The sequence below is a fragment of the Chishuiella sp. genome, from assembly GCF_032109125.1.
In the GTDB taxonomy this organism is placed as follows: domain Bacteria; phylum Bacteroidota; class Bacteroidia; order Flavobacteriales; family Weeksellaceae; genus Empedobacter.
Window position 1 is genome coordinate 98,673 of the sequence record NZ_DAMCLZ010000012.1, and the last position, 14,054, is coordinate 112,726.

At 28.4% G+C, this 14,054-nt stretch carries 11 protein-coding genes and 2 tRNA genes; 8 read left to right on the top strand and 5 right to left on the bottom strand.

The genetic code is table 11. The annotated features are described in order from the left end of the window. Window positions 1–100: 100 nt before the first annotated feature. The gene (locus RT575_RS12395) at window positions 101–1,588 is read right to left on the bottom strand and encodes a RagB/SusD family nutrient uptake outer membrane protein (RefSeq protein ID WP_313581259.1); all 1,488 of its coding nucleotides are present in this window, start codon (window positions 1,586–1,588) and stop codon (window positions 101–103) included. A gap of 10 nt (window positions 1,589–1,598) precedes the next feature. Then, on the bottom strand, window positions 1,599–4,733 hold the full coding sequence (locus RT575_RS12400) for a SusC/RagA family TonB-linked outer membrane protein (RefSeq protein WP_313385094.1): 3,135 nt from the start codon (window positions 4,731–4,733) through the stop codon (window positions 1,599–1,601). A gap of 234 nt (window positions 4,734–4,967) precedes the next feature. Between RT575_RS12400 and RT575_RS12405 the strand changes: the two genes are divergently transcribed. From RT575_RS12405 to RT575_RS12415, 3 genes are read left to right on the top strand one after another with little or no spacing between them, the layout of a single operon-like run. Next, window positions 4,968–5,870, top strand: a complete 903-nt coding sequence (locus RT575_RS12405; RefSeq protein ID WP_313385096.1) for a CorA family divalent cation transporter — start codon at window positions 4,968–4,970, stop codon at window positions 5,868–5,870. An 8-nt stretch (window positions 5,871–5,878) separates the two neighbouring features. Continuing rightward, a complete protein-coding gene (locus RT575_RS12410; RefSeq protein WP_313581261.1) occupies window positions 5,879–6,880 on the top strand; it encodes an NAD-dependent epimerase/dehydratase family protein in 1,002 nt (333 codons plus the stop codon). 15 nt (window positions 6,881–6,895) lie between these two features. After that, entirely contained in the window at window positions 6,896–7,963 is a 1,068-nt protein-coding gene (locus tag RT575_RS12415) for a diphosphomevalonate decarboxylase (RefSeq protein ID WP_313581262.1), read from the top strand. 78 nt (window positions 7,964–8,041) lie between these two features. Here the strand turns inward: RT575_RS12415 and RT575_RS12420 are convergent, their stop codons facing one another. Next, window positions 8,042–8,458: an acyl-CoA thioesterase gene (locus RT575_RS12420; RefSeq protein ID WP_313385101.1), complete on the bottom strand. Its 417-nt coding sequence runs from the start codon at window positions 8,456–8,458 to the stop codon at window positions 8,042–8,044. 166 nt (window positions 8,459–8,624) lie between these two features. On the opposite strand from RT575_RS12420, the gene RT575_RS12425 reads away from it, so the two are divergent. The 5 genes from RT575_RS12425 to trxA all read left to right on the top strand — a co-directional run bounded on the left by RT575_RS12425 (window position 8,625) and on the right by trxA (window position 11,518). Beyond that, window positions 8,625–9,785 (top strand): hypothetical protein, encoded by a 1,161-nt coding sequence (locus RT575_RS12425; protein ID WP_313581264.1) that lies wholly within the window; start codon window positions 8,625–8,627, stop codon window positions 9,783–9,785. A 286-nt stretch (window positions 9,786–10,071) separates the two neighbouring features. Beyond that, window positions 10,072–10,144: transfer RNA gene (locus RT575_RS12430), tRNA-Met, on the top strand. A 6-nt stretch (window positions 10,145–10,150) separates the two neighbouring features. Further along, window positions 10,151–10,223: transfer RNA gene (locus RT575_RS12435), tRNA-Met, on the top strand. A 73-nt stretch (window positions 10,224–10,296) separates the two neighbouring features. Beyond that, window positions 10,297–10,932, top strand: a complete 636-nt coding sequence (locus RT575_RS12440; protein ID WP_313385104.1) for a suppressor of fused domain protein — start codon at window positions 10,297–10,299, stop codon at window positions 10,930–10,932. A gap of 235 nt (window positions 10,933–11,167) precedes the next feature. Then, window positions 11,168–11,518, top strand: coding sequence for a thioredoxin (gene trxA / locus RT575_RS12445; protein WP_313385106.1), 351 nt, complete (start codon window positions 11,168–11,170; stop codon window positions 11,516–11,518). Between the two features lie 38 nt (window positions 11,519–11,556). Here the strand turns inward: trxA and RT575_RS12450 are convergent, their stop codons facing one another. Both RT575_RS12450 and RT575_RS12455 read right to left on the bottom strand, forming a co-directional pair. Then, window positions 11,557–12,981, bottom strand: a complete 1,425-nt coding sequence (locus tag RT575_RS12450) for an amino acid permease (RefSeq protein ID WP_313581267.1) — start codon at window positions 12,979–12,981, stop codon at window positions 11,557–11,559. A 61-nt stretch (window positions 12,982–13,042) separates the two neighbouring features. Further along, on the bottom strand, window positions 13,043–14,054 hold a 1,012-nt coding region (locus RT575_RS12455), incomplete at its 5' end, for a hypothetical protein (protein WP_313581269.1).

Below are 14,054 nucleotides of genomic sequence, written 5' to 3' on the forward strand. Positions count from 1 at the left end.
AATTTTAAAATGATAAGATAAAAAAACAAGGTTTCCATAATAGGAAACCTTGCTCATGTTATAAAATAAAAATGAGGATATTTTATAAATTATAATATGATTATGAAGGGTTTTGAACAATCAATGGATTTGAGTTAATTTCTGATTGTGGGATTAACCATTGCCATCTATTATCAGTTGATTCAATTGTCATTACTCCATTGGTAACAGTAGAATTATGGTTAGCACCTGTTCTATCAAGTTTTTTACCTAAACGTTTTAAATCAAACCAACGGAATCCTTCTCCCCATAATTCAGCACGACGTTGAATATATATATCTTCTAAGTATGCACTTCCAGTAGTTGTGAATCCAGTAAATGAACTATCTCTTTTTTGAGCTAATTCAGTTAAAATAGATTTAGATCCTGCTTCGTCACCAGATAAATATTTAGCTTCAGCTTCAATCAAATACATCTCAGCTGCTCTCATGAAAACAACATCTCCACGACTATCTCCAGTAGAAATAGATAAGAATTTTTGAGAAGTATAAGGAAATTTAGAATAATTAGATGGTAAATCTAAATCTGTGTGTTTTCCAGTTGGGTCTACTAATTGTTTTCTAACATCAGTATCTGCTAATTTAGCATATAATGCTGAGTTGAAAGCTTTAGGGTTCTGACGGATATTCGTTGAATTGTAATTACGAGACATATAAGCCATGAAGTTTCCGAAATAATCTGATTGATCAGACACAATATTTATACCCCACATCCATTCATCGTTTGTATAATCATTGAATCCAGATTTATAAGTTCTTTCGTCCATTAAAGAATGATTTTCTCTGGCTAATACAGCATATTTTGAAGCATTTTCATAATCTTGTTGTACTAATGCTACTCTAGCTTTTAATCCATAAACGTTGTTTATAGAAAAGTGAGAATTATTGATGACTTTTTTTCCTTCTAATAATTCTTCTGCTTTATTTAGATTTTTCCATATTTCTTGGTAAACTTCTTCAACTGTAGCTCTTTCTTTAGGGGCATTATCTTCAGAATCATCTCTTAATACAATTCCTAAATTAGAATTATCACCTCCTTTAACATAGCGTTTTGCATATAATTGTACTAATTGAAAATAACCAAAAGCTTTATATGCATAAGCTTCTCCAAATGCTCTTTCCTTTGTATCGCTATCTCCAGTAGCATTAGCTCCTTTTACTATGATTTTGTTTGCATTTTTGTTCATAGAATACCAAAAATCCCATGCATAAGCTACAGAAGAAGCATTAACATTTGCAGCATCTAACCAACGTAATTGGCTGACAAACCAACTATTACCAGTAGAAGGAAAAACAACATCCTCAGCCATAACATCTGCGATAATCATCTGAGATGTATAACCATTTTGTCCTTGAGAAGAATTTTGTCTGTAATACATATTTCTATGCATTCCATTTATAGCTGACATTAATCCATCAGCAGTAGATAAAACCAAAGATTCATCTACAGATTGGGATGGTTCAGTGTTTAAAAAGTCTTCACTACAAGAAGTAATGAAAATAGAAGATGTAATTATTAATGATGTTATTAATATTTTTATATTTTTCATATTATTTTAATTAAAATGATAGATTAATTCCGAAACTAACTATTCTTGAAGGAGTGTAACGATAAGTTGTTGTTCCGTTAAAAGATTGAACAGGTTCTAAACCTTTTTTTGCAGTAATAGCGAATAAATTTTCACCACTAATGAAAAGTTTTAAATTAGACAAACCTATGCTTTCAATATCTCTCTTGTTAAATGTATAACCTAAAGTTGCATTTTTTAGCATAAAATAATCAGCATCTTGCAAAAATCTAGAAGATTGTGCAGCAGCAGCAGTGTAATTTTGAGTGCTTAATACAGGAACATCTGTTATATCACCTGGATTTTTCCAAGCCTTTAAAATATCTTTATGTAGTGCTTGTCCTTGAGGATAACCAGACATTAATGTAGCATAATTACTGTCATAAACTTTTCCTCCTATCTGATATGTAAATAATGTTGTTAATGATAAATTTTTGTATCTGAACTCATTATTTATTGATCCATATAAATCAGGGATAGATGAACCAACATAAGCAAAGTTTGCATTATTGTGGTTTGTTGTGTATTTTTTGCCATCTATTACTCTTGTTGCTGATGTATCAGCTTTTGTTGGGTCTTGAACAAATAATGGAGCTCCATCTGAAGGGTCTACACCGTACCATTCTCTAAGCCAAAAGTCATAAAGAGAATGTCCTTTAGAGAGTCTTTTTGTGCCATTAATTAAAGCATCTTGTCCATCAGGCATTTTTACAATTTCATTTTTAAATGTAGTTGCTGTAACACCTAAGTTCCATGAGAATGAATCTGAACGAATTATACCAAAATTTAAACCAAATTCCCAACCAGTATTTCTCATTGTACCAATATTTTTAAATATTTGGTTTTCTGGTTCTCCTGCAGAACCAGGCTGTGGTTCAGGGAAAATCATGTTTTTAGTTTCTCTTCTAAAAAATTCTACAGATCCTGTTATTCTATTATTAAATAAACCAAATTCAATAGCTTGATCAAATTGAACATTAGTTTCCCATGTTAAATCAGGATTTCCTGTTTGACCTAAATATACACCTGGCTCGCTTCCATTGAAATAATTTCCTAAATTATATAATGTTAAATCTGCAAAGTATCCTGGGTTTTCATCAATACCACCATCGTTACCTACTTCACCATAAGACCCTCTGTATTTTAAATAATTAACAACTTTTGAATCTTTAAGGAAGTTTTCTTTGCTAATATTCCAACCTGCACCTACAGACCAAAAAGTTCCTTTATTTTTACCAGGAGCAAATCTTGATGATTGATCTTGTCGAATAGATCCAGATAGAATATATTTCCCAGAATAGTCATAATTTAATCTAGCAAAATATGACTCTTTTGTTAAAGGTAGATTATAGCTTGTGTTAGTCCCATTTTGTAAGAAATTATTAAACTCATAAATACCTTCAATAACTTCAATTGTTTTATATCTTTCAGAATAATCAATTTGTCTATCGAAAGATTCATGACCTGCTAAAACATCAAAGTTATGTTGTCCAAATGATTTCGTATAATTTAATAATTGATTAAAAGTGATAGATTGAGTTTTTCTTGCTATTTCTTCTAATGAACCTTGACCTGCAGCATCTCCAATATATTTATTACCGTATGATCTTAAAGAATAATTTCGAACATCATAACTTAGATTTGTTAAAAATGTTAATCCTTTAGTTATTTTGAATTCTGCAAAAGCACGACTATTAACAGTGTTAGTATTTTGTCTTACATTATTTAATAAAGTTTCTTCAATAACATTTCGTCCACCGCTAGCAGATGCACCTCGTCCTCTAGTTTCAATTCCATCATAAACAACGTTTCCATTTTCATCATAAACTCTATTTCCATTATCATCATATAAAAAAGGAGAATATATTGGTCCCATCGTTCTACTAAAATAAAATGGATTGATATAAGAAGATCCTCCACTGTCATTTGCTTGATTTGATTTTGTTAGATTGCCACTTAAATTAACACCTAGTTTTAACCAATCTGTAACTTGGCTGTCACCAGAAACACGAGCAGTATATCTTTCAAAATCTGATTTTATAACATAACCTTCTTCTTTGTTATAGCCAAAAGAGGCAAACATTGTAGAGCGATCCGTAGCATCACTAAAATTTAAATTGTAATTCTGTGTACTTCCAACTTTATTTAAATATTTATCCCAATTAAAATCATTATATAATTTCTGAGCATTAGGATTTAAAGCTCCATCAATTACAACTTGATTATCAGCAACATTATAAATGTTATTTTTTAACACACCTGAGATTAAATTATTTGAAGCATATGTGTTTGCTCCAGATAAACCTCCAGAAGGATTTGTTACTAATCTACCATTTCTAAGAGACTCCCAAGTTGCTACATAGTAATCGTCAGCACCAATTCTTTCATACTGAGGAATGCTTCTAGTAACTACACCAGTATTACTAGTGAAATTAAACGCTCCTTTTTTTAATTTAGACCCTTTTTTAGTTGTGATCATAACAACACCATTTGCTGCAGATGAACCATATAAAGATGTAGATGCTGCATCTTTTAATATGTTAAGTGATGCAATATCGTTTGGATTTAAATCTGCTGGATTACCAGCATAAATAGCACCATCAACAATATATAAAGGTGAATTAGATAAATTATAAGAAGACATACCTCTAATTTGTACATTGATTCCACTTCCTGGTTGACCAGATCCAGTAGAAACTAATACACCTGGTGCTGCACCATCTAATGCTTTTACAACATTTGATATTGGTCTATCTTCAATTTTTTCTGATTTTATTTCAGCATTTGACCCAACTACTGTTTCTTTTCTTTGAGAACCATAAGCGGTAATTACAGTCTCTTCAAGATCAACAGTTTCATTTTTTTTAGGTTTTAAAATTCCTAAATTAGTGCTTGTGACATTATATTCGATTCCATTTACAATTAAAATATCACCAACTTTTGCATCAATATCAAAGTTTCCGTTTTCATCAGTGAAAACAGTTTTACTTGTTCCCTTTACTGATATTTCGATATCTGCTTCAGGAAAACCATTCTCATCATTTACTGTTCCCTTAGTTTGTGCAAATACAGCTGTACTTAATCCTAAAAAAGCTAACAGACTTAAAGAAGTTAATTTTTTTCTCATGTGTTAATAAATATATTATTCAATATTAACAATTAATTATGTATTTAGTAACATAAATTAACAATTAATTTTTAAATTTTGATGAAAATTAATTTTTTAAGTAATTTTTATTAAGTTATTATTAATAATAATGTTAAAAATTATAATAAATATATTTATTTATATTTTTTATTGTCATAATGTATCTTTAAATAAAATTTTTAATAAAAAAATATATTGTAATATATTTGATAGATGCAAACTCTTTTTGAAAACGATAAATTCAAATGGATTAATTTACACAATCCAACAAAAACTGAATTAGAAGAAATAGCAGTAAAATATTCATTTCAAAAATTAACAATAGAAGATAGTCTAGAACCAGGGCATTTACCAAAATACGAATCTGGAGAAAACTCAACCTCTTTTCTTTTAATACGTTTTTTTGGAAAAGAATCTCCATTTCAAAAAAACACAATTAAGGAATTTAGTCATAAAATAAGTATATTTATAGGTCCTGATTATATTATTACAGTTCATCAACAGGAAACAAAAATATTTGAGAATATTGTAAATAAATACTTGAAGAATACAGATGTTGGTAAAATAACAATTAAAAATATTTTATACAGAATAATTTTTGCAACACTAAAATCTTACGAAGCGCCAGCTTTTGAAATGGATGAAGAAATTAATCAACTAGAGCATCTAATTTTTACAGATGACCTTAGAAAAATACAGATTCCTAATCTTTATAAATTAAAAAGAGAAGCTACAGCCTGTAAAAAAATTCTTGATTATACATTAGAAGTAATTAATGAATATAGATTAGATAATAAGAGAACAAGTTCTGCACAAGATTTATATGAAGAAAATATAAAAATGCTGCATTTACATACGCAAATTGTTGATGATGCACAAAGTTTACTATCAACATATCTTTCTATGAATGGTCAAAAATCAAATGAAATAATGCAGACTTTAACTGTTTTTTCTGCTTTTTTCTTACCGCTAACTTTTATCGCTGGGATTTATGGGATGAATTTTGAATTTATGCCTGAATTAAAATATAAATGGAGTTACCCTATTTGTTTATTTGTAATGCTATTAGTGGTATTTTTTATTTACATTTGGTTTAAGAAAAAAAGATATTTATAAATTTTAGTATGATTTTCGTAACAGGAGGAACAGGACTGGTTGGTAGTCATTTATTAGTTGAATTAGCAAAAAGAGATCAGCCTATTCGTGCATTAAAACGAAAAAAATCTAATACAAAATCTGTTGAAAAACTTTTTTCTGATAGAAATCTCTTAAATCTTTACAAAAAAATAGAGTGGGTTGATGGAGACTTATTAGATGTTACTGAACTTCCTAAGTTACTTAGAAACGTATCTTCAATTTATCATACAGCAGCTTTTGTTTCTTTTGATAAAAAAGATGAAAATGAAATATTTAGTACTAATATATCTGGAACAGAAGCATTAGTTAATGAAGCAATAGATTCAAAAGTTAAAGAGTTCTTTTTTATAAGTTCTATTGCTACAATGGATGATTTAAATCCTGTAACTAAAATGATTAATGAGCTCTCACCATGGAATAATGCTATAGAACATTCTGCATATGCTATTTCTAAATTTAGAGCAGAAATGGAGGTTTGGAGAGCATCCCAAGAAGGTCTGAATGTTATTATTGTAAATCCAGGTGTTATTATTGGAGGATTAGATGGAAAAAGAGAAAGTGAAAAATTGTTTGCTCAGGATTCATTTATTAATAAATATGCACCTACTGGAGGAACAGGTTTTGTGGATGTAAGGGATGTCATTTCTATTTTATTAGATTTAGTTGATAAGAAAATTTACAATCAAAAATTTATTCTTGTTTCAGAAAATAAACATTATAAAGAAGTATTAGGTTTTGTTGCAAGTAAAAGTAATAAGCAAGTAAAACTATTATCAAATTTTGTTTTAAAAGCTCTAAGAATTTTATCCAATATAAATAGACTTTTTGGAGGTGTATTCATCTCTAAAGCAAATTATAATTCATTAATTACTTTTATTCAGTATGATAATACTAAAATTAAGGAAACTTTAAATTATAATTTTATTCCAGTTAGCGAAGCACTTGATTATCATTATTCAAATTATAAAAAATACAATTCCTTAAAATAGCTTATTTTTGTTTTTATGGAACAACAATTCATATCAAACCTTTCTACAACTTCTTTTTCGATAGAAGAAGGAAGTGTTAATGCCAAAAGTCCTTCTAATATTGCTTTAATAAAATATTGGGGAAAAAAGAAAAATCAAATTCCAACAAATAGTTCAATAAGTTATACATTAACTAATAGTTATACTGAAACTGAATTAAAATTTAAGAAAAAACAATCTGATAATTTTGAAGTTGAAGTTTATTTAGAAGGAGAAAAGAAAAATAGTTTTTCACCGAAAATTATTACATTTTTTGAACGTATAATTGATTATGTTCCTTTTTTAAAAGGATATAAATTTACAGTTCATACACACAATTCTTTTCCTCATAGTTCTGGTATTGCATCTTCGGCATCAGGAATGTCTGCTTTAGCATTATGTTTGGTACAAATAGAAAATAATTTAGGAGCAAATCTTTCTGAAGAAGAATCATTGAAAAAAGCTTCTTTTCTTGCTCGTTTAGGTTCTGGTAGCGCTTGTCGATCTGTTTTTAAAGGTTTAGTAGAATGGGGTGAAAATAATTTTATAAAAGGTAGTTCTGATCTTTATGGAACAAAATATCCAGATACTGAAATTCATGAAGTTTTTAAAACTTTTCATGATACAATATTATTGATTCATGAAGGACAAAAATCTGTTTCATCTACTGTTGGTCATAATTTAATGAATAATCATCCCTACGCAGAACATCGTTTTGTAGAAGCAAATGAAAATTTAGAAAAATTAATTCCAATTTTAAAAAATGGAGATGTAAAAGCTTTTGGAGAATTAGTAGAACACGAAGCATTAACATTGCATGCAATGATGATGATGTCTAATCCTGCATTTATTTTAATGAAACCAAATACAGTTGCAGCTTTAGAAAAATTATGGGAATACCGTAGAGAAACAGATAAACAATTGTTTTTTACATTAGATGCTGGTGCAAATATTCATTTATTGTATCCTGCCTCAGATGCATTAGAAATAGAAATATTTATAGAAAAAGAATTAAAAGCTTTTTGTCAAAATGGAAACTATATAAAAGATAAGGTAAATTTCTAATTTACTTAAAATTTAAAAAGTAAAAAAACGCTTATGATATAACATAAAGCGTTTTTTTATTCAGTTGCTCAAAAGTAATTAATCAATTACTTGAACAGGATTTTTATTTTCATCCAAAGCAACAAAAGTAAATACACCAGAAATAGCTTTTTGTCTACTATCGTCACTATACATACTTTCAATAAATACTTCAACTTGTACATCTAAACTTGTACGCCCTACACGAACTACTTTTCCTATCAATTCAACTAATGTTCCTCCAGGAATTGGTAAATTGAAATCTATTTTACCGCTACTTACAGTTACCAAAGGTTTACGACAAAATCTAGTTCCTGCAATAAAAGAAGTTTCATCCATTAAGGACATAACTCCTCCTCCAAACATTGTATGGTGATGATTTGTATCACCAGGAAAAACAACTTTAAAAACACTAGTTACAGAATCATTAATACGTTGTTCAATTAATTGTTCTCTATTATTTTGATCAATATGCATTACTATTTATTTAAATAAACATTTTAAATTATATGATTTCGAATTATAATTCTGAAAATCATACAAAGATAATTTAGATTAACAATTTATTAGATATGAATATTAAGTTTTTAATTAAATAATGTAACTTCAATTTTCAATAAATTATGATTAATATAACAATATAATGAAAATAAAACCAATTAAAAACCTAGTACATAATCTACATGAGTGGAAAGATCTTATAGAACAAACAAATGATTTAACTAATATAGTTATTCAAGATGTCAGTTTTATAAAACAAAGTATTCATTGGGATGACTATATTTTAAATAATACATCTTTTTTAGGGTGCAAATTTAAAAAGGATGAAGCAATAAGTCTTATTGAACGAGGAGCTTTTGTATATCCTAAATTTGATAAAATACCATACAATCCATATAGAGGAAAATTGTATACATGGCAAGAACTGATGGAAGGTTTTAATCCAGAAGATGATAAAAGTAAAGATTTAGAAATTTATAAACATTTTGTTAAAAATAAATATAATTTATCCTTGTCCGAAGCTCTTTCCCAAAGGATACATGATTTATCAATTGATGATGGTTTACGTCGAATTTTACATTATGATAATAATGGAATGACAAAAAAGAAAGTTATAGGTTTTATGGGAGGACATTCTACTGCTAGAAACTCAGAATTTTATAATAAAGTAGCTTTTGCAGCAAAATGGGCAACAGAAAAAGGTTATTTTATAGTCTCAGGAGGTGGGCCAGGGATTATGGAAGCAGCAAATTTAGGTGCTTATATGGCAAAATATTCGGATGGAGACTTAAAAAATGCAATCTCTATTTTAGCAGATTTAGATTTGGTAGATGAAGAACAAAAAGAATATCTAGCAAAAAAATATATTACAAATGCGCAAAAAGTACTAGAACTTTATCCAGATGGAACAGAAAATCTAGCAATTCCTACATGGTTTTATGGACATGAACCTAGTAATTTATTTGCAACATATATAGCAAAATATTTTTCAAACAGTATTCGAGAAGATATGTTGCTAACTATTAGTTTATTTGGTTTAGTTTATGCTCCAGGAAGTGCAGGTACAACACAAGAAATTTTTCAAGAAGCTGCCCAAAATCATTATGGAACTTCAGGTTATTATAGTCCAATGATATTTTTAAGCAAGAAAAGATATGTAGAAGATACAGCAATTTATTCTGTATTGCATCAACTAGCAAAAGACCAAGAATATAAAAATTTACTTTATTTGACAGATAGGTCAGAAGCTGTTGTTGATTTTATTATTAATAATCCACCTATTCCAGTATTACAAAATAAATAAAAGTTAGTATTCAATGTATTTGGGTAATTTTATTACAATATCTTAAAAACGGTAAAGTTTTATAAACTTAAAAAAAACTTTATAATAGGATTTTAATGTCAATCGGTATTATAAATAAAAATTATTTCTAAAAAAAACATTTAATAAACAAGATTGTATGTGTTTGATATGTATAGTGTTAATTTTTTTTAATCAATAGTAAAATGATTAACTAAATAAAATTATAAAAATAATTTCATATTTATTTGGTGTTTTAAAATTAGTTTGTATATTTGCAATCCAATAACGCGAGATGGAGCAGTAGGTAGCTCGTCGGGCTCATAACCCGAAGGTCACAGGTTCGAGTCCTGTTCTCGCTACTAAATCGCGAGGTGGAGCAGTAGGTAGCTCGTCGGGCTCATAACCCGAAGGTCATCGGTTCGAGTCCGGTCCTCGCTACTAGCAAGAGAGTTTCTAATAAGAAGCTCTCTTTTTTTATGTCTAATAATTATTTATCATTTATTTTTGTACTATGAATTTAGAAGAATACAAAAAACAATATAAAAAAGATCAAGCCGTAGGTGCTTTATTTATAGAGAATCGATTAAAAAAAATATACGGAGACTTAGAGCCTAGATTTTATTCTCCTAAAGTTATGTCTTTTCAGGGAGGTGAAGATCCTATTGATGGAGTAGCTGTGTTTGATGTTGATGATTATAGACATTTAGTAAGTTATGGTATGTCTCATTTATACTATTCGGAAGAAAGTGTTGGTGAAGAATTTAGTAAATGGGGATTTGAATTTTCTTTTCGTGTAAAAAAAGTAAAAGAAGATAAAGATGAAGATCCATTTTGGGTTGTGCAATTGATGAACAATTTAGCACGATTTGTTAATGAGACAAAAGTTTGGTTTGATGAATATCAATTTTTACCTCTAGGAGGTCCTATACGCTCCGATTCGGATACTGATATAGTAGGATTAGCTTTTATTAAAGATGGTGATTTAGATGAGATTGAAACACCTCATGGTAAAGTTATGTTTTTACAATTAGTTGGATTGAATTCCCAACAATTAAAAAGATTAGAAGAAAATTCGACAAAAGAAGAAATAAAGTCAGTATTGGATGAAATAAAGTCAGAAAATCCTAAATTTATTTGTGAATTATAATGTTTTTTTTAACATTAGAACTTATTAAAACTTAATTTGTGTTAAATGTAATGTTCAGTGTGTCAGTATTTTAATATTGGTATTTTATTTGATTATTCTAATAATAGAAATTGTTAGTAGCACTAACGATAGAATAAATTTTTCATAGGTTAGGTTAGTAATTAGTGAAAGCTAATTATGAAAAAGCGCTTCTTCGGAAGTGCTTTTTTGTAAATTTGATAGAAGAACAAAAAATATGTTTAAAAACTTTTTCAATAAAAAAGATAAATCAATAACACAAAATAATAGAACAATGACTTTCGAAGAAATTATAAGTTCAGATAAACCTGTTTTATTGGATTTTTTTGCTACTTGGTGTGGACCTTGTCAAATGATGGGGCCTATCTTACAGCAAGTAAAAGAAGAATTGGGAGATGAGGTTAAAATATTAAAGGTAGATATAGATAAATATCAGGATTTGGCTGCTAGATATCAAGTAAAAGGTGTTCCTACTTTTGCTATATTTAAAAATGGTGAATTATTATGGAAAGAAAGTGGAGCTCGACCAAAAGAACAATTGGTGGATCAAATAAAAAAATATATTTAATAAAAAAGAGAGACCATTTAAATAGTCTCTCTTTTTTATTATTTCTTTTTAGCTTTTACGAATATATATGAAATATAAAGTAAAATCATCCAAATAGGGATTAATTCTACAGAAATTTTAAGTCCTGTAAACCACATAATAATTAATATACCCAGTAAAAAAAGAATGGAAATATAATTGCTTATTGGATATAAGAATGAAGGAAAGAGAGTTTTGTTATTCTCTATACTTTTTTGTCTTCTATATTTTAAGTGAGTAAAGGAGATCATTACCCAATTTATTACTAAGCAAGAAACAACTAAGGACATTAATATTTCGAATGCACTTTCAGGTATAAGTTTGTTAATAACAATGCAAGCTGCTGCAAATAAGGATGAAACTAATATAGCCATGATTGGAACATGATTTTTATTTAGTTTTTTAAGAAAACTAGGTGCATTTCCTTGTTCTGCTAATCCATAAAGCATTCTACTATTACTATAGACAGAACTATTATAAACAGATAAAGCAGCAGTTAGAACAATCAAGTTTAATGCGTTTGCAATGATTTTAGAAAAAGCAATTGTGTGTCCAAATAAATTGATGTCAATTGAATTTAGATTATTAAAAACCATTACAAATGGACTACTTTTGTCTGTTATATTTTCCCAAGGAGATAAAGAAAATAAAATAATCAAAGCTCCTACATAAAAAATAAGAATTCTATAGATGACTTGATTTGTTGCTTTAGGAATATTTTTTTCTGGATTTTCTGCTTCTGCAGCAGTAATTCCAATTAATTCTAACCCTCCAAAAGAAAACATTATTAATGCCATGGCAGAAAATAATCCTTGAAAACCATCTTTGTTATTTCCTGATAAAAAACCTTTAGGAAAAAATCCACCATTGTTCCATAAATTTTTGATAGTAGCTTGTTCTCCTCCATTACCACTAAATAGTAAATATGTACCAAATGCTATCATTGCTAGAATAGCAACGACTTTTATAATAGAAAACCAAAATTCAGCTTCTCCATAAACTTTTACAGAAGCTAGATTTAATAGGTTTATTATAATAAAAAAGAACAAGCTAGAAGACCATAAAGGAATTTCTGGCCACCAAAACTGAACGTAGATGCCAATTGCAGTAAGTTCAGACATGCTTACTAATATATAAAGAATCCAATAATTCCATCCAGAAGCATAACCAGCAAAAGGTCCCCAATATTTATAAGCAAAATGGCTAAAACTTCCAGAAACAGGTTCATTAACTACCATTTCTCCTAATTGTCTCATGATAAAGAATGCTATGATTCCAGCAATAGCATAACCTAAAATTACAGAAGGTCCTGCGAGAACCGCAGCTGGACCTATACCTAAAAATAAACCAGTTCCAATTGCTCCTCCAAGAGCTATTAATTGGATATGTCGATTTGTAAGTCCTCGTTTTAATTCTTTTTGATTAGAATTTTCTTTTGTATTCACTTATAATAAATTAAAGTTTAAATATATAAAATATGTATTTATAAAAGCTTGCTTGTATGATTTAAAAATCAATAGGATCAGGATATAATTGTTTTTGTATCATAAATATTCCCATTATAAAAAATGTACTCATTATAAACGTTGCTAATGGTAAATGTTCTATAGTTTTTTCTGGCATAATCATAGGTAAAATTACCATTGCAAAAGCTGGAGGTAATCTTAAGTTTAAAAAAAACAATAATGATGAAACAATCATTAAATCTATAAAACTAGCTAATAAAAAATTATTAAGATATTTTATAGTTAAACAGCCAATTATGCTAGATATAAAAAGTGCTAAAATACGTTTTAATCGAACTTTTAATTTTAGTGCTGGATTATTTAATGATTCAAAAGCAACAACAATTACTGGAGGAATTGCTGCATAGTAATTATAACCAGAAAAGTGGCAAATCACACTCCAAATTAAAAATAGACAAATTAATAATCTATTGTGACTTTCATATATTACGGGAGAGGTTTGTTCTGTTGGTTTTATTTTAAATAATTTAATAAATATAAATAATAAGAACACGAACATAAAAATAGCAAATAAAAATAAAAATGAATGTGCATTTGTTACTATTGGTAGTAAGCCAGTGGCTAAAGAAGGTGCTAATTGACTTTTAAAAATTCGAAGAATTAATAACATAGCAATTAAAATAATTATAAGTTTCAATAAAAATGGAATAGCAAGAAAATTTATTCCAAAACCTAGTATTGCTGTAATTGAGGGGAGTAAAAATATATGAAATGGTTGCTGTAACCATTTATTTTCTCTGAAAGTAAAAATTCCTATTGACAATGCGGCAATTTCTGGAAGAATAATTTCTTTATCATCAAAATAGAGAGAAGAAATAACCATGATTAATATGAATGAAAATCCAAAAATATATGATTGTACTGATTCCTTTTTACCAAGTATTGAGTAATCCATAATTATAAAAATAAAAAAAGCCTTTGTAAATCTTACAAAGGCTTTTGTCGGGGTGGCAGGATTCGAACCTGCGACCTCCTGCTCCCAAAGCAGGCGC